The sequence below is a fragment of the Pseudomonas sp. B40(2017) genome (assembly GCF_002112855.1).
GTDB classification, from domain to species: Bacteria; Pseudomonadota; Gammaproteobacteria; order Pseudomonadales; family Pseudomonadaceae; genus Aquipseudomonas; species Aquipseudomonas pharyngis.
The window spans coordinates 688,715-709,027 of the sequence record NZ_NEIT01000002.1 but is presented as its reverse complement, the minus strand read 5'-3'; the positions used below and the strand labels follow the sequence as shown (position 1 = coordinate 709,027).

At 60.5% G+C, this 20,313-nt stretch carries 19 protein-coding genes; 10 read left to right on the top strand and 9 right to left on the bottom strand.

Going from position 1 to position 20,313, the window contains the following annotated elements; all coding sequences use genetic code 11:
- Positions 1-10 precede the first annotated feature (10 nt).
- The 5 genes from CAF76_RS06865 to CAF76_RS06845 all read right to left on the bottom strand — a co-directional run bounded on the left by CAF76_RS06865 (position 11) and on the right by CAF76_RS06845 (position 4,483).
- Positions 11-745, bottom strand: coding sequence for an iron-containing redox enzyme family protein (locus CAF76_RS06865; RefSeq protein WP_085612494.1), 735 nt, complete (start codon positions 743-745; stop codon positions 11-13).
- Entirely contained in the window at positions 723-1,394 is a 672-nt protein-coding gene (locus tag CAF76_RS06860) for a hypothetical protein (protein WP_064592414.1), read from the bottom strand. Before CAF76_RS06860 ends, CAF76_RS06865 begins: the two co-directional genes overlap by 23 nt.
- 271 nt (positions 1,395-1,665) lie before the next feature.
- The gene (locus CAF76_RS06855) at positions 1,666-2,223 is read right to left on the bottom strand and encodes an L-threonylcarbamoyladenylate synthase (protein WP_085612492.1); all 558 of its coding nucleotides are present in this window, start codon (positions 2,221-2,223) and stop codon (positions 1,666-1,668) included.
- Between the two features lie 54 nt (positions 2,224-2,277).
- Positions 2,278-3,378, bottom strand: coding sequence for a DNA-processing protein DprA (gene dprA / locus CAF76_RS06850; RefSeq protein ID WP_085647163.1), 1,101 nt, complete (start codon positions 3,376-3,378; stop codon positions 2,278-2,280).
- 79 nt (positions 3,379-3,457) lie between these two features.
- Positions 3,458-4,483: a LysM peptidoglycan-binding domain-containing protein gene (locus tag CAF76_RS06845; protein WP_085647162.1), complete on the bottom strand. Its 1,026-nt coding sequence runs from the start codon at positions 4,481-4,483 to the stop codon at positions 3,458-3,460.
- Between the two features lie 169 nt (positions 4,484-4,652).
- Here CAF76_RS06845 and def point away from each other — a divergent pair, with 169 nt between their 5' ends.
- From def to CAF76_RS06820, 5 genes are read left to right on the top strand one after another with little or no spacing between them, the layout of a single operon-like run.
- Positions 4,653-5,159 (top strand): peptide deformylase, encoded by a 507-nt coding sequence (gene def / locus CAF76_RS06840; protein ID WP_007954104.1) that lies wholly within the window; start codon positions 4,653-4,655, stop codon positions 5,157-5,159.
- A 56-nt stretch (positions 5,160-5,215) separates the two neighbouring features.
- Positions 5,216-6,175 carry a methionyl-tRNA formyltransferase gene (gene fmt / locus CAF76_RS06835; RefSeq protein ID WP_085647161.1) on the top strand — a complete coding sequence of 320 codons (960 nt, stop codon included), beginning with the start codon at positions 5,216-5,218 and terminating at the stop codon, positions 6,173-6,175.
- Positions 6,172-7,482, top strand: coding sequence for a 16S rRNA (cytosine(967)-C(5))-methyltransferase RsmB (rsmB, locus tag CAF76_RS06830; protein ID WP_085647160.1), 1,311 nt, complete (start codon positions 6,172-6,174; stop codon positions 7,480-7,482). Before fmt ends, rsmB begins: the two co-directional genes overlap by 4 nt.
- Before the next feature lie 22 nt (positions 7,483-7,504).
- Positions 7,505-8,881 carry a Trk system potassium transporter TrkA gene (trkA, locus tag CAF76_RS06825; protein WP_039764938.1) on the top strand — a complete coding sequence of 459 codons (1,377 nt, stop codon included), beginning with the start codon at positions 7,505-7,507 and terminating at the stop codon, positions 8,879-8,881.
- Positions 8,882-8,901: 20 nt separating this feature from the next.
- Positions 8,902-9,216, top strand: coding sequence for a tetratricopeptide repeat protein (locus CAF76_RS06820; protein WP_085647159.1), 315 nt, complete (start codon positions 8,902-8,904; stop codon positions 9,214-9,216).
- A 51-nt stretch (positions 9,217-9,267) separates the two neighbouring features.
- Here CAF76_RS06820 and CAF76_RS06815 read toward each other — a convergent pair whose 3' ends face one another.
- Both CAF76_RS06815 and tag read right to left on the bottom strand, forming a co-directional pair.
- The gene (locus tag CAF76_RS06815; RefSeq protein WP_085647158.1) at positions 9,268-10,155 is read right to left on the bottom strand and encodes a lysophospholipid acyltransferase; all 888 of its coding nucleotides are present in this window, start codon (positions 10,153-10,155) and stop codon (positions 9,268-9,270) included.
- Between the two features lie 40 nt (positions 10,156-10,195).
- The gene (tag, locus tag CAF76_RS06810) at positions 10,196-10,753 is read right to left on the bottom strand and encodes a DNA-3-methyladenine glycosylase I (protein WP_085647157.1); all 558 of its coding nucleotides are present in this window, start codon (positions 10,751-10,753) and stop codon (positions 10,196-10,198) included.
- A gap of 81 nt (positions 10,754-10,834) precedes the next feature.
- Here tag and glyQ point away from each other — a divergent pair, with 81 nt between their 5' ends.
- From glyQ to CAF76_RS06790, 4 genes are all read left to right on the top strand, one after another.
- Positions 10,835-11,788 carry a glycine--tRNA ligase subunit alpha gene (gene glyQ, locus CAF76_RS06805; RefSeq protein ID WP_003187265.1) on the top strand — a complete coding sequence of 318 codons (954 nt, stop codon included), beginning with the start codon at positions 10,835-10,837 and terminating at the stop codon, positions 11,786-11,788.
- Positions 11,785-13,839, top strand: a complete 2,055-nt coding sequence (glyS, locus tag CAF76_RS06800) for a glycine--tRNA ligase subunit beta (RefSeq protein ID WP_085647156.1) — start codon at positions 11,785-11,787, stop codon at positions 13,837-13,839. Before glyQ ends, glyS begins: the two co-directional genes overlap by 4 nt.
- A 5-nt stretch (positions 13,840-13,844) precedes the next feature.
- Entirely contained in the window at positions 13,845-14,384 is a 540-nt protein-coding gene (gmhB, locus tag CAF76_RS06795; RefSeq protein WP_178076161.1) for a D-glycero-beta-D-manno-heptose 1,7-bisphosphate 7-phosphatase, read from the top strand.
- An 82-nt stretch (positions 14,385-14,466) separates the two neighbouring features.
- Positions 14,467-15,246 (top strand): 1-acyl-sn-glycerol-3-phosphate acyltransferase, encoded by a 780-nt coding sequence (locus CAF76_RS06790; protein WP_064592402.1) that lies wholly within the window; start codon positions 14,467-14,469, stop codon positions 15,244-15,246.
- Positions 15,247-15,403: 157 nt separating this feature from the next.
- Here CAF76_RS06790 and CAF76_RS06785 read toward each other — a convergent pair whose 3' ends face one another.
- Complete coding sequence (locus CAF76_RS06785) at positions 15,404-16,945, bottom strand: HAMP domain-containing sensor histidine kinase (RefSeq protein ID WP_085647155.1); 1,542 nt, start codon at positions 16,943-16,945, stop codon at positions 15,404-15,406.
- A gap of 166 nt (positions 16,946-17,111) precedes the next feature.
- Here CAF76_RS06785 and CAF76_RS06780 point away from each other — a divergent pair, with 166 nt between their 5' ends.
- Complete coding sequence (locus CAF76_RS06780; protein ID WP_064592400.1) at positions 17,112-17,828, top strand: response regulator transcription factor; 717 nt, start codon at positions 17,112-17,114, stop codon at positions 17,826-17,828.
- Positions 17,829-17,891: 63 nt separating this feature from the next.
- Here CAF76_RS06780 and gyrB read toward each other — a convergent pair whose 3' ends face one another.
- Positions 17,892-20,309 carry a DNA topoisomerase (ATP-hydrolyzing) subunit B gene (gene gyrB / locus CAF76_RS06775; protein WP_011331734.1) on the bottom strand — a complete coding sequence of 806 codons (2,418 nt, stop codon included), beginning with the start codon at positions 20,307-20,309 and terminating at the stop codon, positions 17,892-17,894.
- Positions 20,310-20,313: the final 4 nt, after the last annotated feature.

Below are 20,313 nucleotides of genomic sequence, written 5' to 3'. Positions count from 1 at the left end.
CGGGCGGCCTTCATTGGTTGGCCAGGGCGTGGAGGAATTCATAACGGGGCGCCAGCCCGTTTTGCCAGGCCTCGAACTGCTCATAAACCGCCTCGAGCATGTTGCCGGTCAGACGCAGGCTGGTTTCCATCACAGTGGCTATCGCATCCCAGTCCTCCTGACGCTTGCAGGTGCGCTGCAGCATCAGTTTGATTTCGTTGAAGTGCTCGATATCAATGTCGGAATGTGCAATGAAGAATGTAAGTTGAGCGGGTTTTAGCGACAGTGTTTCACTCAGGCTATCGATGAGCGGAGTAATGAACTGGTAGGCATTTTCTGCCCAATAACTATAACCAAGCCGTTGTAACGGGTTACCGGTAAAGGAGATCCAATATAAATAAGCGATCAGCACATCAGTGGCCGGAAGTGCAGGCGGAATATCAAACACTTCATTCTTCAAACCAAGACTCATGACATCGTGCAGTGCCATTTTTTCATGGCCGACTTCTTGTGCCGCATGTTCAAAACAGAACTTGGCATACACCGGATTATCCGCATGTCGGACACCGACCAATCCTTGATTTCGCGCATTGTGCGCCGTGTAGTGAAAAGTCTGAATCATATAGATCGCGTACAAGGCTTTGGAAACGCTGCCCTCACGGATGGCTTTCACCAGCCGCGAACTTTCCAGAATATCGGTCCATGACTTTTCGATTCGCTCATCGAGCAGGCTTAATTGTTGTTCAAAACTGAGAGGCGTATTCATCAATGGGGGTCTCCAATGGGTTGGCGAGCAGGTGGGCAGACTGTTGAAGTGCCGTGAGGATTTGCTGCCATTGAGCCGAGAGCAGCCAGTAATCGCCGCGTTGGCGCTGTTCGATGCGAAGGGCGTCGGTGGTGATGGGCGTCAGGCCGAAGCGCTGGAACAGTCGCCGCTGCGGTGATCGGCAGAGCGCGGTAACGCCCTCATAACCCCGCGTGACCGCCCATTCCGTGGCAGCGGCCAGCAGGCCGTTGATCGACATGGGGAACTGAGTTTGCGAGTGACTGATCAAGCGACTGAACTCGACATGGCGCGACAGCGTCGTGGCGGGAGACAGTTGTTGCTGCGCCAGTGAGGCCCATTCGAACGGCGCAGGGGTCACTCTCAATACGGCCGTGGGCCTGTCGTGCTGGTACAACAGAAAGTGGGTACTGCGCGAAATAATCGCCAGGCGTGTTTCAAGTGACCTGGCTCTGGGTGTCAACATGTAGTGTTGCAATCGCAATCGAAAATGACGGGAAACAAACCGTTCAAACTCTCGTGTGTCTGATCCTGCTTCAAGAATAACGATGCGATAGTTTTCATGACGCCTTTTAAAGGTCGTCTGAATCTCCTGCAGATAATCCGTTAATTGCGAATCCCTGATATCCATTTCTTCTCCGCAGCCGTTAACTTTTCGAAGTTTTCTGAGCGCATTGAAATAATGAATGGTTTTAGAAAAATCGCCACTGTGTGGCTTCTGAGAATAACGTCGGAAAAATTACAACAATTGAATACTTAAAGATTCATCTGACGTAGAAAGGAGAAATTCAAAGCAAAAACCGGGCTGTAACTTCAGCCATATGAAGGAAAAATCGTAGATGCGCGTAGTACTCCTCGCCATGGAAGCCGAGGAGTACTCACAGAATCAACCAAGGGTGATATCAGGCCGGGCGCACGATCTTGCCGGTGGCCAGATCCCGAATCAGACTCGGATTCTTGCGACCGCCAAGCGCTCCGCCAAGCACCAGATCGACCTGACCACGGAAATACTGCTCGACCCGCAAGCGCGTGCGCGCTGCCGGCCGCCCCTGCGGATTGGCCGACGTCGAAATCAACGGCCCTACCAGCGAGCACAGATCCCGCACCTGCGGATGATCGCTGACCCGCAGCGCCACGGTGTCATGCACCCCGGTCACCCACTCTGGCAACAGGTTCTGGTGCGGCACCAGCCAGGTGTTCGGGCCCGGCCAGGTGCTGGCCATGCGGTCGATCCAGTCCTGCGGGAAATCCTCGAACAGAAAATCGAACTGACGAATGTTGTCGGCGACGAGGATCAAGCCCTTGTCCACCGAACGGTTCTTGATCGCCAGCAGGCGATCCACCGCTTCTTCATTCCAAGGATCGCACCCCAGCCCCCAGACGGCTTCGGTTGGATAGGCAATCACCGCCCCGGCGCGAACCTCTCGTGCGGCTTGTTGCACACGCCAACTGTTGACCATGAAAAACTCTCCGCAAACAGGTTTCGCGCAGTTTACCGATCTTCAATGTAAAACCTAGCTTACGCGCGCAAACCAGCGGCCGTTTTCGCACACGGCGCGGCCATCCATCTCCAGTTCGGTCAATGCCGCCAGCACTTTGGGCAACGCCCAGCCACTGCTGTCGGCCAGACCCTCGCTGGTGTGCGGTGCGGCGTGCAACAGATCCAGTAGAGGATGATCGGGATCCGGCGCCGAGGCGGACAGCGGCAACTGCTGCCAGCCGCGCAGGGCTTCGAGAATATGCTCGATGGTTTCCACCAACACGGCTCCGTCGCGTATCAGTTGATGACAGCCCCGAGCGCCGGGGTGATGGATCGAACCCGGAATGGCGTACACCTCGCGCCCCTGTTCCGCCGCCAGCCGTGCGGTGATCAAGGAACCGCTGGCGACACTGGCCTCAACCACCAGCACGCCGAGGGACAAGCCGCTGATGATGCGGTTGCGTCTCGGGAAGTTGCTCGCCGTCGGCCCGGTGTCCAGAGGAAATTCCGAAAGCACCGCACTGCCGGACGCAATCATCGCGTCCGCCAGCCGACGGTTGCGCTGTGGATAAAAGTTTTCCAGGCCGGTACCGAGCACGCCGACCGTTTGCCCACCGACATCCACAGCGGCTTGATGCGCCGCCGCATCGATGCCCAGCGCCAGGCCACTGGTGATGACAAATCCGCCCCCCGCGAGACTGCGGGAAAACGCAGCGGCAGTGTCCATGCCCGGGCGGGAAGCGCGGCGACTGCCGACCATCGCCAGTTGCGGCTTTTCCAGAATCTGCGGGTCGCCAGCGACGAACAGCAGGGGCGGAGGGTCAGGAATCTGCGCCAGCAAGGCCGGGTAATCCGCTTGGTCCCACATCAGTAAATGTTGATCCGGACGCTCTAGCCAGCGCAATGCGTGGCTGGCGCCGTCGCGAACTTCAGAACAGCGTCGGGCCTCGGCGCAAGCCGCCGGCAAACCCAGCGAGCGCCAGGCGCTGGCCGGCGCGCCGATCGCCTTCGAGGCGCAGCCGAAGGCTTCGAGCAATTTGGTGAAACGCTTGGGACCGATTTCCGGCAAGCGGTGCAGGCGCAGGCGCGCTTCCAGTTCTGCCGGCGAAACCGACGGGGAGACAGGCATCATCATGGATCATCCTTGATCGTTATAAGGCCCGAACCTTTCGGAACAAGCTGTGGATAACTCTGTTGGTAACTTGTGAAGCCAGCTAAGGATTTCGCACCTTGTCCAGCACCGCCAGCGAGCGCGATGCGTTCAGCACGAGGCCGTAACTGAGTTTGTCGTAGGTGCGGAACACCATCAGCAATCCGGCACGTTCATCCGGGATTTTCAGCGGCTGGCCGGTGATCCGGTCGCGCACGGTTTCCCCGGTTTTCATCACCACCAGCACGTTGCCTTCGGCCAGACCGTCGCGTTTGCCTTTGTTCAGGGTCACCACGTCCATCGCGCCGATCTGCGTGACGCCGCGCGGCACATCGATGATCAGGCCGTTGATGTCGGTGGAGGGCGCGCTGGGCATGAAGGTCGAGTTGATCGAACGCTCTTCGCCGCTGAACAAGCGGTCGCCGAGGCGCACTTCCTGGGTCGTGCGTTGCAGGGCGAGGGTGGCGACGTCGCCTTCGGTGGCGACGATCTCACCACCGCCGATGTCGTCGGCGTTGATCCCCAGAAACTCCTTGCTCTGCGGATCGGTGTAGACCTTGCCCTGGCGGAAGATGCCGTAGACCGGCTGGTTCGGATCGAAATGGCCACGGGCGAAGATCCGGTCACCGGTGCCGCTGAGCACCCGTTCGGCATCGCCGGCGACGATGTACGGCGCCTTGTCGAAGTCCTCGACCTTGTCGACGATGCGGTTGCTCAGCAGAAAGCTGTTGATCGATTTGAGCGGAATGCTCGGAATCGCATCGGCCACCAGACTGGTGCGGATGCGCGGCGACAGCTTGATGGTGCCGCGTGACTCGCCGCGATTGACGGTCAGGCGCGGCTGGCCGTTGACGTAACTGAGCGTCAGCGTGTCGCCCGGATAGATCAGGTTGGGGTTTTCGATCTGCGGATTGGCCCGCCACAACTGCGGCCACTGCCAGGGTTCGCGCAAATATTTACCGGAGATGTCCCAGAGCGTATCCCCCGAAACCACCGTGTATTGCTGTGGAAAACCTTCCTTGAGTTGCACTTGCCCGTGCGCGGTACTGGCCGAGGCCAGAAACAGCAGGGCGAGTAGTGATTTCCTCATGCGGTGAATCCCTTTATTATGTGCGTTCGCGTGAAACGCCAGAGCCCCCGTGGCTCGCTCCCTGCTCTATGCTGAAAATCAAGGAGCTACGTTTCACAACGGTAGCCTGCATCTTCGGACCCGCCAGGCCATCGCCCGACTTTACCTCACACGTGCAGCAATCAAGCTTATGGCCATTTTGAACATCCTCGAATTTCCGGACCCGCGTCTGCGCACTATCGCCAAACCTGTGGCTGTAGTGGACGACGAAGTGCGTCAGCTGGTCGATGACATGTTTGAAACAATGTATGAAGCGCCGGGCATCGGCCTTGCCGCGACCCAGGTCAACGTGCACAAACGTATCGTCGTGATGGACCTTTCCGAAGACCGCACCGAACCGCGGGTGTTCATCAACCCCGAGTTCGAATCGCTGACCGACGAAATGGAGCAATACCAGGAAGGCTGCCTCTCGGTGCCGGGTTTCTACGAAAACGTTGACCGCCCGCAGAAGGTCAAAATCAAGGCTCTGGACCGTGATGGCAAGCCTTACGAACTGATCGCCGAAGGCCTGCTCGCAGTATGCATCCAGCATGAATGCGACCACCTCAACGGCAAGTTGTTCGTCGATTACCTGTCCACGCTCAAACGCGACCGGATCAAGAAGAAACTGGAAAAGCAGCACCGCCAGAACGCTTGATGCCCCTCTCCAAAGGCTTGCTGCGGCAAGCCTTTTTCTTTTTATGAGACTCCCCCATGACTGAGCCACTGCGCATCGTTTTTGCCGGCACCCCGGAATTCGCCGCCGAACACCTCAAGGCCCTGCTGGACAGCCCTTACGAGATCGTTGCGGTCTACACCCAACCGGATCGTCCGGCCGGTCGTGGGCAAAAACTGATGCCGAGCCCGGTCAAACAGCTCGCCCTGGAAAACAATATCCAGGTGTTGCAGCCGCCGACCCTGCGCAACGCTGACGCTCAAGCTGAGCTCGCGGCGCTCAAGCCTGACTTGATGGTGGTGGTCGCCTACGGCCTGATCCTGCCGCAAGCGGTGCTGGATATTCCGCGCCTGGGCTGCATCAACAGCCACGCCTCCCTGCTGCCACGCTGGCGCGGAGCGGCGCCGATCCAGCGCGCCGTGGAAGCGGGCGACGCCGAGAGCGGCGTGACCGTCATGCGCATGGAAGCAGGCCTCGATACCGGGCCGATGCTGCTCAAAGTCGTGACCCCGATCAGCGCCGAAGACACCGGCGGCAGCCTCCACGATCGCCTCGCTGAAATGGGCCCGCCTGCCGTGGTGCAGGCGATTGCCGGTCTGGCCACTGGCACCCTGGAAGGCGAAGTGCAGAACGATGAGCTCGCCACCTACGCGCACAAACTGAACAAGGACGAAGCACGCCTCGACTGGAGCCGACCGGCCGTTGAGCTGGAACGTCTGGTCCGTGCCTTCAATCCATGGCCGATCACCCACAGCACGCTCAATGGAGAAGCGCTGAAAGTGCTGGCGGCGACACTGGCCGAAGGCAAAGGCGCACCGGGCACCATCCTCGGCGCCAGCAAGGACGGTCTGCTCGTCGCTTGCGGCGAACAGGCGCTGTGCCTGACCCGCCTGCAATTGCCCGGCGGCAAGGCGCTGAACTTCAGCGATCTGTTCAACAGCCGTCGTGAGAAATTCGCCACCGGCACCGTGCTGGGCGCAGCGGTGGACGCGCAATGAACCCGCGTCTGGCCGCCGCCAAGGCACTCGCCGCTGTCCTCAGCGGCAAGGCTTCGCTCAACAGCTCCCTGCCGACACAACTGGACAAGGTCGACGATCGCGATCGCGGTTTCACCCAGGACCTGGCGTTCGGCACCGCCCGTTGGCAGCCACGCTTGTCGGCGCTTGCGGAGAAACTGCTGCAGAAACCGTTCAAGGCGGCGGACGCCGATGTCGAGGCGCTGCTGCTGGTCGGTCTCTATCAGTTGCTCTACACCCGCGTCCCGCCGCACGCCGCCATCGGCGAAACCGTCGGTTGCGCCGACAAGCTGAAAAAGCCTTGGGCGAAAGGCCTGCTCAACGCCGTACTGCGCAATGCGCAGCGCGAACATGAGGCGATCTTCGCCGAGCTGGAACGCGATCCGGTGGTGCGCACCGCTCACCCGCGCTGGCTGCAAAAATCCCTGAAGGCCTTCTGGCCTGAGCAATGGGAAGCGATCTGCGAAGCCAACAACGCGCATCCGCCGATGATCCTGCGGGTCAATCGCCGTCATCACAGCCGCGATGCCTACCTGAGTCTGCTGACTGAAGCGGGTATCGCCGCACAGCCATGCACCTTCAGCCGCGACGGCATCATCCTCGACACTGCCGCCGACGTACGCAGCCTGCCGGGCTTCGCCGAAGGCTGGATCAGCGTACAGGACGAAGCCGCGCAACTGGCCGCCGACCTGCTCGACCTCGCGCCGGGCCAGCGAGTGCTGGACGCCTGCTGCGCGCCGGGCGGCAAGACGTGCCACATCCTCGAAGCCGAACCGGCACTGGCCGGCGTGGTGGCGGTGGACCTGGAAGCCAAGCGGCTGGTGCGAGTGAAGGAAAACCTCGAACGTCTCGGCTTGAGCGCCGAACTGATCGCCGCCGACGGTCGCGACACGGCAGCGTGGTGGGACGGCAAACCGTTCCAGCGCATCCTGCTCGACGCGCCATGCTCGGCCACCGGGGTGATTCGCCGTCATCCGGACATCAAGCTGACCCGTCAGGCCGACGACATCGCCGCCCTCGCGCACCTGCAAGGCGAGTTGCTCGACGCGATGTGGAAAACCCTCGAAGTGGGCGGCATCCTGCTCTACGCCACCTGCTCGACCTTGCCGACCGAAAACACCGAAGTCATCGCTGCGTTCCTTGAGCGTACGCCGGGCGCGCGGGAGCTGGATCTGGCCACCGCCGCCGGGATCAAGCAGCCCCATGGTCGCCAATTGCTGGCCCAGCAGGGCGGGCATGACGGGTTCTACTACGCCAAGCTGATCAAGATCGCTGCCGCGCGCGGCTAAACGGATTCAATGGAGTGACTGGATGAAAATCATCATCCTCGGTGCGGGACAGGTCGGCGGTTCGCTGGCTGAACATCTGGCCAGCGAGGCCAATGACATCACGGTGGTCGACACTGACGGCGACCGTCTGCGTGATCTTGGCGATCGCCTCGACATCCGCACCGTGCAGGGCCGAGGCTCGCTGCCGAACATTCTGCGTCAGGCCGGTGCCGACGACGCCGACATGCTGGTCGCGGTGACCAACAGCGACGAAACCAACATGGTTGCCTGCCAGGTCGCTCACACCCTGTTCCACACCCCGACCAAGATTGCCCGGGTGCGCGAAGCGTCTTATCTGACCCGCGAGGAGCAGCTGTTCCAGAACGAGGCGATTCCGGTCGACGTGCTGATCAGTCCCGAGCAGGTCGTCACCAACTACATCAAGCGTCTGATCCAGCATCCCGGCGCCTTGCAGGTGATCGATTTCGCCGAAGGCCAGGCACAACTGGTCGCGGTGCGCGCCTACTACGGCGGGCCGCTGGTAGGCCAGCAGCTGCGCCAGTTGCGCGAACACATGCCGAATGTGGAAACCCGGGTCGCCGCGATTTTCCGCCGTGACCGACCGATCCTTCCCCAGGGCGACACGGTGATCGAGGCCGACGACGAAGTCTTCTTCATCGCCGCCCGTGCGAACATTCGCGCAGTCATGAGCGAAATGCGCCGGCTCGATGAAAGCTACAAACGCATCGTGATTGCCGGCGGCGGGCAGATCGGCGAGCGGCTGGCCGAGGCCATCGAAAGCCGCTACCAAGTGAAGATCATCGAGATGAACCCGGCGCGCTGTCGTTATCTCTCCGACACCCTCGACAGCACCGTGGTGCTGCAGGGCAGCGCGTCGGATCGCGACCTGCTGCTGGAAGAGAACATCGCCGACGCGGACATCTTCCTCGCCCTGACCAACGACGACGAAGCCAACATCATGTCGTCGCTGCTGGCCAAGCGCCTGGGCGCGAAGAAGGTGATGACGATCATCAACAACCCGGCCTACGTCGACCTGATCCAGGGCGGTGACATCGACATCGCCATCAGCCCGCAACTGGCAACCATCGGCACCTTGCTGGCGCATGTGCGGCGCGGCGATATCGTCAGCGTGCACTCATTGCGCCGTGGCGCGGCGGAAGCCATCGAAGCGGTGGCCCACGGAGATTCGAAGTCGAGCAAGGTCATCGGCAAGACCATCGACAACATTGCGCTGCCGCCGGGAACTACCATTGGCGCGATCATCCGCGATGAAGAAGTGATCATCGCCCATGGCGACACGGTGATTGCCGCCGGCGACCATGTGATTCTGTTCCTTGTGGATAAAAAGCATATTCGCGATGTGGAGAAGCTGTTCCACGTGGGCCTGAGTTTCTTCTGACCGACCAAGAGGCGAGACCGATGATCGAATCCCTGGAAAAAATGCTCGCCAAGGGTGTGGATAACTCGCTGCTGCGCTTCGGCTTGGGCAAGGGTTATCTGGATCTGGGAGAGAACGCGAAGGCGGCCGAGCATTTCCAGCATTGCGTCGGCTTTGATCCGAAGTATTCGGCGGCGTGGAAGCTGTTGGGCAAGGCGCAACTGGCGCTGGGTGATCTGGCGGCTGCTCGCCAGGCGTGGGAGCAGGGGCTGGAAGCCGCCCGGGCCCATGGCGACAAGCAGGCCGAGAAGGAGATGACGGTGTTTCTGAAGAAGCTGGATCGGCGGAAGCCATGACGGCTGTGGATAACCCGTTTGTTCAGGTTATCCACAAACGCCCATTGCCGATCAGTACCAGCGCGCCTCGCCCGGCGGACGCTTCTTGAAGCGTTTCATGCTCCACATGTACTGGCTCGGATAAGCCGCCACATAACGCTCGACTACCTGACTCATCGCCGCGCAGGACGTTTCGGTGTCGGTGCTGTACATGGCTTCTGGGGCTGCTTCCAGGATCACCTTGTAGCCGGAACCGTCCGGTAGACGCAGGGCATGCAGGAACACGCCGACAGCTTTGCCACCGGCGAGCATGTTCGGCACGAACTTGCTGGTCAGGGCCTGGGTGGCGAAGAACGGCACGAAGATCCCGGCGGATTCGGCCGGCTCCGGGTCCGCTGGAATCCCCACCTGACCGCCCTTGCGCACTTCCTTGATGACACTGAGGATGCCTTCCTTGGTCGACGCGGCGACTTTGTTGCCCAGTTGCACCCGCTGCTTGCGCAGCAATTCATCCACAGCCTTGAGCTTCGGCGGCCGATAGAAAATGATCGGTTTGCACTGGCTGCAATAGAAGTGGTTGAGCACTTCCCAGTTGCCCAGGTGACTGGTGATGCCAACCACGCCCTTGCCCGAGGCCAGCGCTTCTTTCAGCACCTCGAGGCCTTCGACTTCGCGCACCAGGTCGATGGAACGCTGGGCCGGCCAGATCCAGGCGCAGGCGCTTTCGGTCAGGGACTTGCCGATGTCCTTGAGGCTCTGGCCGACCAGACGCTCGCGTTCGGCCGGGTCCATCTGGGGAAAACATTTGGCGAGGTTGATCCGCACCACATCGCGGGAACGGTTGGGGGTTTTCCACATGATCCAGCCGATTGCCGAACCCACGGCCTGCACGGCCCGCCACGGCAGCAGGGCAAACAGCCGCAGAGCGCCAACCAGCATGGCGCCTTTAAACTTTTCCACAGGTCACTCCTGATCTTGTGCTGTGCGCGAGGCGGCCATTCTAACCGCCGTTGACGAGCTGCGCGTAGCGGTCGCAGTCCTGAGTGTGATCCATGACCATGCCCGAGGCCTGCATCAGCGCGTAGCAGATGGTCGGGCCGACGAAGGTGAAACCGGCCTTTTTCAGGCCTTTGCTCATGGCCACGGCTTGCGGGGTGATGGCCGGGACTTCGCTGCGATCCTTGAAATGATTGATCACCGGGCGGTTATCCACAAACGACCAGAGGAAGTCCACCGGATCCTCGAGCGCCAGCCAGGCCTGGGCGTTGCGTCGGGCGGCGTTGAGTTTGAGGCGATTGCGGATGATTCCCGGATCGAGCATCAATTCATCGATTTCCGCGTCGCTCATTTGCGCCACGCGCTGTACGTCGAAGCCGAACAACACCTCGCGATATCGCTCGCGCTTGCGCAGCACGGTGATCCACGACAGCCCGGCCTGGAACCCTTCGAGCAAAAGCAACTCGAACAAACCCTGCGCATCGCGTAGCGGCGTACCCCACTCCTGATCGTGGTAAGCCATGTACAGCGGATCTTCGTTGCACCAAAAGCAGCGTGGCATAAGGCTCCAGGGGGTGGAGGTGCGACTGAATCGGGTATACTCCCGCTCTTTAAATCGCAGCCCAAGAAACAGGTGAATTTCGTGAGCCAGCCTACGCCAGCCGTGCGTACCTTCCAAGACTTGATCCTCGCGCTCCAGCAGTACTGGGCCGAGCAAGGTTGTGTGGTACTTCAGCCCTACGATATGGAAGTAGGCGCCGGCACTTTCCACACCGCGACATTCCTGCGCGCCATCGGCCCGGAAACCTGGAACGCCGCCTACGTGCAGCCAAGCCGCCGTCCGACTGACGGCCGTTACGGCGAAAACCCGAACCGTCTGCAGCACTACTATCAGTTCCAGGTGGTTCTGAAACCGAACCCGGACAACTTCCAGGAACTGTACCTGGGCTCCCTCAAGCATGTCGGCCTGGACCCGCTGGTCCACGACATCCGCTTCGTCGAAGACAACTGGGAATCGCCGACCCTCGGCGCCTGGGGTCTGGGCTGGGAAGTCTGGCTGAACGGCATGGAAGTGACTCAGTTCACCTACTTCCAGCAAGCGGGCGGCATTGAGTGCTACCCGGTGACCGGCGAGATCACCTACGGTCTCGAGCGTCTGGCCATGTACCTGCAAGGCGTGGATTCGGTCTACGACCTGGTCTGGGCTGACGGTCCGTTCGGCAAAGTGACCTACGGCGACGTGTTCCACCAGAACGAAGTGGAGCAGTCCACCTACAACTTCGAACACGCCAACGTCGACAAGCTGTTCGAACTGTTCGACTTCTATGAAAGCGAAGCCAAGCGCCTGATCGAACTCGACCAGCCGCTGCCGTTGCCAAGTTACGAAATGGTCCTGAAGGCCTCGCACACCTTCAACCTACTGGATGCGCGCCGAGCGATCTCGGTGACCGCGCGTCAGCAATACATTCTGCGCGTGCGCACCCTGGCGCGTTCCGTCGCTCAAGCCTACCTGCTGGCCCGCGCCAAGCTGGGCTTCCCGATGGCAACCCCGGACCTGCGTGACGAAGTACTGGCCAAGCTGGAGGCTGCACAATGAGTGCTCAAGATTTTCTGGTTGAACTGGGCACCGAAGAACTGCCACCCAAAGCCCTGAACACCCTGGCCGAAGCGTTCCTGGCCGGTATCGACAAGGGCCTGCAAGCCGCTGGCCTGAATTACGAGAGCAAAACCGTCTACGCCGCGCCGCGTCGTCTGGCTGTGCTGATCACTGCGCTGGCCACCCAGCAGCCGGATCGCAGCATCAACCTCGACGGCCCGCCGCGTCAGGCCGCGTTCGATGCCGACGGCAATCCGACTCAAGCGGCACTGGGTTTTGCCAAGAAGTGCGGCGTCGAGTTGAGCGAAATCGACCAGAGCGGTCCGAAACTGCGCTACAGCCAGAACATCGCCGGCAAGCCGACCGCCAGCCTGCTGCCGACCATCGTCGAAGACTCGCTGAACGACCTGCCGATCCCGAAACGCATGCGTTGGGGGGCGCGCAAGGAAGAGTTCGTGCGTCCGACCCAGTGGCTGGTGATGCTGCTCGGCGATCAGGTCATCGACTGCACGATCCTCGCGCAGAAGGCTGGCCGTGAATCCCGTGGCCACCGTTTCCACCACCCGCAAAGCGTGCGCATCGGTTCGCCGTCGAGCTACCTGGCCGACCTGCGTGCCGCCTACGTGCTGGCCGACGCCAACGAGCGTCGCGAAATCATCAGCAAGCGCACCGAAGAACTGGCGACCCGTCAGGAAGGCACCGCGATCGTGCCTCCTGCGTTGCTCGACGAAGTGACCGCGCTGGTCGAGTGGCCGGTGCCGCTGGTGTGCTCGTTCGAGGAACGCTTCCTCGACGTGCCGCAGGAAGCGCTGATCACCACCATGCAGGACAACCAGAAGTATTTCTGCCTGCTGGATGCCGACGGCAAGTTGCTGCCACGTTTCATCACTGTGGCCAACATCGAATCCAAAGACCCGCAGCAGATCATCGCCGGTAACGAGAAGGTGGTTCGCCCACGCCTCACCGACGCCGAGTTCTTCTTCAAGCAGGACAAGAAGCAGAAGCTCGAAGCGTTCAACGATCGCCTGCAGAACGTGGTGTTCCAGGAAAAACTCGGCAGCGTCTACGACAAGGCCGAGCGCGTGTCGAAACTGGCGGCGTACATCGCCGCACGCATCGGCGGCAACGCTTCGTGGGCTGCCCGTGCTGGCCTGCTGTCCAAGTGCGACCTGGCGACCGAAATGGTCGGCGAGTTCCCGGAGATGCAAGGTGTCGCCGGCTACTACTACGCCCTCAATGACGGCGAGCCGGAAGACGTCGCCCTGGCGCTGAACGAGCAGTACATGCCGCGCGGCGCCGGCGCTGAACTGCCTGCCACCCTGACCGGTGCGGCCGTGGCCATCGCCGACAAGCTCGACACCCTGGTCGGCATCTTCGGCATCGGCATGCTGCCGACCGGCAGCAAAGACCCGTATGCCCTGCGCCGTGCGGCACTGGGCGTGCTGCGGATCCTGATCGAGAAACAACTGGATCTGGACCTGAACGACGCCGTGGCATTCGCCGTGAATGCCTTCGGTGCCAAGGTCAAGGCTGCCGGCCTGAACGACGCGGTGCTGGAATTCATCTTCGACCGTCTGCGTGCGCGTTACGAAGACGAAGGCGTGGATGTCGCCACCTACCTGTCGGTGCGTGCCCTGAAGCCGGGTTCGGCGCTGGACTTCGACCAGCGTGTGCAAGCGGTTCAGGCCTTCCGCAAACTGCCGGAAGCGGCAGCACTGGCGGCGGTGAACAAGCGCGTATCGAACCTGTTGAGCAAGGTAGAAGGCTCGGTGCCGACCGAAGTCCAGGCCAAGTACTTCGACAATGCCAACGAGTTCTCGCTGTACTCGGCGATCCAGCAAGCGGACCAGGCTGTACAGCCAATGGCCGCGGCGCGTCAGTACAACGAATCGCTGGCACGCCTGGCTGCACTGCGCGAGCCGGTGGACGCGTTCTTCGACGCGGTGATGGTCAATGCCGACGACGCCAATGTGCGGGCCAACCGTTACGCGCTGCTGGCGCGTCTGCGTGGCCTGTTCCTGGGCGTTGCCGACATTTCGCTGCTGGGTTGAGGGGATTGCTGTTGAAACTGCTGATTCTCGATCGGGACGGAGTGATCAATTACGACTCCGACGCTTACATCAAGTCGGTGGAGGAGTGGATTCCGCTCCCCGGCTCGATCGAAGCGATTGCGCAGTTGAGCAAGGCCGGCTGGACGGTGGCGGTCGCCACCAACCAGTCGGGCATTGCTCGCGGCTACTACGACCTCGCCACCCTCGATGCCATGCACGCGCGCCTGCGCGAACTGGTGGCGGAGCAGGGCGGTGAAGTCGGGCTGATCGTGTATTGCCCGCATGGGCCGGATGAGGGTTGCGACTGCCGCAAGCCGAAACCGGGGATGTTGAAAATCATCGCACAGCATTACAACGTCGCGCTGACGAATGTCTGGTTCGTCGGCGACAGCCTTGGTGACCTGGAGGCCGCCAAAGCCGTCGATTCACAGCCCGTTTTGGTAAAGACCGGGAAAGGCGAAAAGACTCAGGCCAAGACCTTGCCGGTGGGCACCCTGATTTTTGACGATCTCGCGGCGATTGCCGCAGAACTTATCCACAACTAGAGTGCTTCTGATGTTCCTGACCAGGGATTGATCGGGAGTGCGCTTGAACAGTCGGGCATTGCCCGTAACGGTAAACGTCGCCATGTCGATACTGCAGGCCATCAGAATCTTCCTCTTTTACCTGCTGCTGGGTACCACCGCTCTGCTGTGGTGCAGCCTGAGCTTTTTTATCGCGCCCTTTCTGCCGTTCAAGGCGCGCTATCGTTTCATCAACGTGTACTGGTGCCGTTGCGCCTTGTGGTTGACCAAGGTGTTCCTCGGTATCCGTTACGAAGTCAAAGGCGCGGAAAACGTGCCTGACCGGCCCTGCGTGATTCAATCGAACCACCAGAGCACCTGGGAGACGTTTTTTCTCTCCGCTTATTTCTCGCCCTTGAGCCAAGTGCTCAAACGCGAATTGCTGTATGTGCCGTTCTTCGGCTGGGCCATGGCCATGCTGCGGCCGATCGCGATTGACCGCGACAACCCGAAAGCCGCCCTCAAGCAGGTGGCGGCGAAAGGTGACGAGCTGCTCAAGGACGATGTCTGGGTGCTGATTTTCCCTGAAGGCACTCGCGTTCCCCATGGCACCATCGGCAAGTTCTCCCGCAGTGGCAGCGCATTGGCGGTGAATGCGGCGCTTCCGGTACTGCCGATTGCACACAATGCCGGCAAGTTCTGGCCGAAAATCGGTTGGGGTAAAAAGCAGGGTGTGATCACCGTGGTCATCGGTGAGCCGATGTACGCCGAGGGCAGTGGCCCGCGCGCCATCGCCGATCTGAATGACCGGGTGCAGGCGTGGAACGAGAAAACGCAACGAGAAATGGGCTCGCTGCCTCCGGCCCCTCAGGCACCGGCTGCGAACGATCAGATCGCTGTCTGAGATTTGTGGATAACCTGTGTACGGTTTGTTCGCAAAATCCCGAATTATCGAATTAACTTACTGATTTACTTATATATTTCCGAAGCTGATAAAACACCGTAAAAGGTGCATAAGTTTTTTTCGGAAGTAAGGAAACCGGCTGATATAGCCGGTTTTTTTATGCCTGCTCTTCAGGAATCAGTGGCAGTTCCAGACGGAACGTCGTGCCTTGATCGACCACGCTCAGGCATTCGATTCGGCCGCCATGGTGATCCACAACGGCTTTGACCATCGACAGTCCAAGCCCCACGCCATCGATACCCTGCGCAGAGGAAAACCGCCGGTACTGGCTGAACAGGTCAGGCAGTTCTTCTGCAGCGATGCCTTTGCCTTGATCGGACAGCTCACAACGCAGCCAGTCGTTGTCGCAACTGACATGCAGATTCACTGTGGATCCGGCCGGGCTGTACTTGATCGCATTTTCCAGCAGGTTGAACAGGGCGCGGGTCAACAAGCCTTGATCGGCCAGAATCAGACGCTCCTGTGATTGTTCGTCCATGTCGCTCAAGAGCTCGATGCGTTTTTGCTGAGCGATGGGCAACGCCTGATCCAGAACGTCCATGACCAGCATCCCGAACAGGCTCGGTTGAAACTGGTACGCCTCGGATTCCGCACGGGCCAGCAGAACAAAGCCGTCGGTGAGTTCCAGCGCCCGGCGTACCTGGCGCTCAATCTGTTCGAACAGCGGTGAATCCGTTCCCGTCTGATGTCGGTGTACCTCGAGCAAGGCAAGAATCGCCGAATGGGGCGCGCGCAGGTCATGGGACAGGAAGCGCAGCAACACACCGCGCTGTTCCTCGGCGGCGCGTTCGGCGCTCAGATCAGTGAGACTCAAGAGCCAGCCGATCGGCAGGTCGCCATCGACTGGCAACAGCGCGGCGCGCTCCAGGCGCAGGCTACGTTCCTTGTGGTCACGAAACTCCAGCAGAGGCAGCTCGGAGAGCGGTGGGCGCGACTCTGTGGACAACTCCGGATAGCCCAGGCTCGCCAGTTGATCGAGCACATCCTCGCCCACCAGATTGTGGTCGAACAGGCTCCGGGCCTTGCGATTGCCCAACAAGACTTGCCCCCGTGGATCGCTGATCAGCGACGCGACCGGCAGATACTCCAGCCCGTCGGCAATGAATCGGCGGGTATCGCGGGTACGGCTCATGGCTTGCTCAAGCGCCATGATCTGCCCCTGCAAGCGATCGGCGCTGGGAAACTGCGCCCGACGTCGTTCAGGGAAGACTTTCGGTTCACTGTCCAGCCGCGCCAGCTCCCAGCCGAAGTAGGTCAGCACCACACTCAGGCGTCGCCAGTTCCAGATCAGATAACCGAATAACATGCCCAGCACCGCCGGCGTGGGTGACCACCAACGCCGCATTTCAGCCAGGCCTGCACTGGTCAGCAGCACACAGGCCATCCCGCCCAATGTTAGCCAGAGTGCCAGACGCGGGCGCCACAGCAGCAACCCAAGTACGCACGCGACCAAGGCAACTGAAAGTCCCGCGCCCATCAACGGCGCCGGATCATGCAAATTGATCTGCGCACGCCAGGAAAGCAGTGCAGTCAGCGGCAACAGCACTAGACTTATCCACACCCACTCGCGCACCAGTTGCCGGAACAAACGCTGAACCTGGCTGGGTACGCGGCTTTCGCGTCGGCGGTGGTTATTCATGGGGAACAGGGCAGGGCGGGTTGAATGGTTTCATAGGCGGCCGGTCTGAGGACGTAGACCCGAAGAATCATAGCGGCTCCCCCCTCGGCGTGCCGCTTACTTTCACTGCATGGAGTGAGCCGATCCGGTCGGCACCCATTGCCCGAGCGACAAGGAACCACCGCGTATGCGCGTTGCGATACTGGACGATGAACCCGCCGAACTGCGCCGGGTCGAGCAGACCCTGCAACAAATGGCCGAGGCCGGAGGACAGCCCTGGTCACTGCACAGCTTCGAAAGCGGTGAAGACCTGCTGCGACAGTTGCGCCGGGAAACCTTCGACCTGCTGATCCTCGACTGGCAACTGCCCGACCTCACCGGCCTGGCGCTGCTGCGCTGGACCCGCGAACACATGGAAGCCCCGCCGGCGGCCATCATGCTCACCAGCCGCGATGGCGAGAGCGATATCGTCCAGGCCCTGAATGCGGGTGCCGACGATTATGTCAGCAAGCCGTTTCGGCCCAATGAACTGAAGGCGCGCGTGGCGGCGGTATTGCGCCGGCACAGCCTGCAACGAAGCGCACCGGCCGAGGTTCTGCGTTTCAACGACTTGGTGTTCGACGACGCCGAACTCACCGTTACCCGCGACGGGAAACCGATTGTTATGACTGAACGTGAGTATCGCCTCGCCCATTGTCTGTTCAGCAACCTCGGCCGACCACTGTCACGGGATTACCTGTACGAACGATTCTGGCCCCACGAAGAGATGTCCACCTCGCGACCGCTGGACACGCATATCTATCGCCTGCGCAACAAGCTCGGGCTGACGGCGGATCGGGGTTGGCAATTGCTGACGATTTATGGGTATGGGTATCGGTTGGAGAGTGTGGCGGCAGGGGAGTGAATCGCAGGCAATAAAAAAAGGCCAACGCTGGTGCGTTGGCCTTTTCGTTGGTACTGACCAGGATCAGAAATCCAGGTTGGACACCGCCAGAGCATTGCTCTCGATGAAGTCACGGCGAGGTTCGACCGCATCACCCATCAGGGTGTTGAAGATCTGGTCTGCGCCAATGGCGTCTTCGATGGTGACTTTCAGCATGCGGCGCACGCTTGGGTCCATGGTGGTTTCCCACAGCTGATCCGGGTTCATTTCACCCAGACCTTTGTATCGCTGGATGGTGTGGCGCTTGGTGCTTTCGGCCATCAGCCAGTCCAGGGCTTCCTTGAACTCGGTGACCGCTTTCTTGCGCTCGCCACGCTGGATGTACGCGCCTTCGTCGAGCAGGGTGCTCAGTTGAGCGCCGAGGGTGACGACGGTCTTGTAGTCGTTGCTGCCGAAGAAATCGCGGTTGAAGGTGACGTAGTTCGACAGGCCGTGGGAGATCAGTTCGACCTCTGGCAGCCACACGCCACGCTCGCGGTCTTCACGCAGGCTGGCCTTGTAGACCAGGCCCGACTTCTCGACGGTGCGCAGACGGACTTCGTACTGGGCCAGCCAGTCCTGCATCTTGGCGTGATCGCCGAGCATTTCCAGGCTGACGGCCGGCAGGTAGATGAAGTGCTCGGTCAGCTCCTGCGGGTACAGGCGCGACAGACGCTTGAGGGTCTTCATCACCATGCGGAAGTCATTCACCAGACGTTCCAGCGCTTCGCCGGAAATGCCCGGGGCGTCTTCGTTCAGGTGCAGGCTCGCATCTTCCAGGGCCGACTGCGTCATGTACTCTTCCATGGCGTCGTCGTCTTTGATGTATTGCTCTTGCTTGCCTTTCTTGACTTTGTACAGCGGCGGCTGGGCGATGTAGATGTAGCCGCGCTCGATCAGCTCAGGCAACTGACGGAAGAAGAAGGTCAGCAGCAGGGTACGGATGTGCGAACCGTCGACGTCAGCATCGGTCATGATGATGATGTTGTGATAGCGCAGCTTGTCGATGTTGTACTCTTCGCGACCGATGCCGCAGCCCAGCGCTGTGATCAGGGTGCCCACTTCCTGGGACGAGATCATCTTGTCGAAACGGGCTTTCTCGACGTTGAGGATCTTGCCCTTCAGCGGCAGGATGGCCTGGGTCTTGCGGTTACGTCCCTGCTTGGCAGAGCCGCCCGCGGAGTCACCTTCCACGAGGTACAGTTCGGACAGCGCCGGGTCTTTTTCCTGACAGTCAGCGAGCTTGCCCGGCAGACCGGCGATGTCCAGCGCGCCTTTGCGGCGGGTCATCTCACGGGCCTTGCGCGCCGCTTCACGGGCACGGGCAGCGTCGATCATCTTGCCGACGACCAGTTTGGCTTCGTTCGGGTTTTCCAGCAGGAAGTCGGAGAAGTACTTGCCCATTTCCTGTTCAACCGCGGTCTTCACTTCGGAAGACACCAGCTTGTCTTTGGTCTGGGAGCTGAACTTCGGATCCGGCACCTTCACCGAGATGATCGCGGTCAGGCCTTCACGGGCATCGTCACCGGTGGTGGCGACTTTGTGCTTTTTCGCCAGACCTTCCTGCTCGATGTAGTTGTTCAGGTTACGCGTCAGCGCGGAACGGAAGCCCACCAGATGGGTGCCGCCGTCGCGCTGCGGAATGTTGTTGGTGAAGCACAACAGGTTCTCGTTGAAGCTGTCGTTCCACTGCAGGGCGATTTCCACGCCGATGCCGTCTTCACGCTGGATGTTGAAGTGGAACACCTGGTTGACCGCAGTCTTGTTGGTGTTCAGGTATTCAACGAACGCACGCAGGCCGCCTTCGTACTTGAACAGCTCTTCCTTGCCGCTGCGCTCATCCTTGAGGACGATGCCGACACCGGAGTTGAGGAAGGACAGTTCACGAATGCGCTTGGCCAGGATGTCCCAGCTGAAGTGAATGTTTTTGAAGGTTTCGCTGGAAGCCTTGAAGTGGATCTGGGTACCGGTGGTTTCGCTGTCGCCAACGATCGCCATCGGTGCCTGAGGTACGCCGTGGACGTAGGTCTGTTCCCAGATCTTGCCGCTGCGGCGAACGGTCAGGACCAGCTCTTCGGACAGCGCGTTCACAACCGAAACGCCTACACCGTGCAGACCGCCGGATACCTTGTAGGAGTTGTCGTCGAACTTACCGCCGGCGTGGAGGACGGTCATGATGACCTCGGCGGCGGAAACGCCTTCCTCTTTGTGCACGTCTACCGGGATGCCACGGCCGTTGTCTTTAACGGTGATGGACTCATCCGGGTGGATGATGATGCTGATGTCGTCGCAATGGCCGGCGAGGGCTTCGTCGATCGAGTTGTCGACCACCTCGAACACCATGTGGTGCAGACCGCTGCCATCGTCGGTGTCACCAATGTACATACCGGGACGTTTGCGCACGGCATCCAGGCCTTTCAGCACTTTAATGCTTGATGAGTCGTACGTATTTTCTTCGCTCAATGCC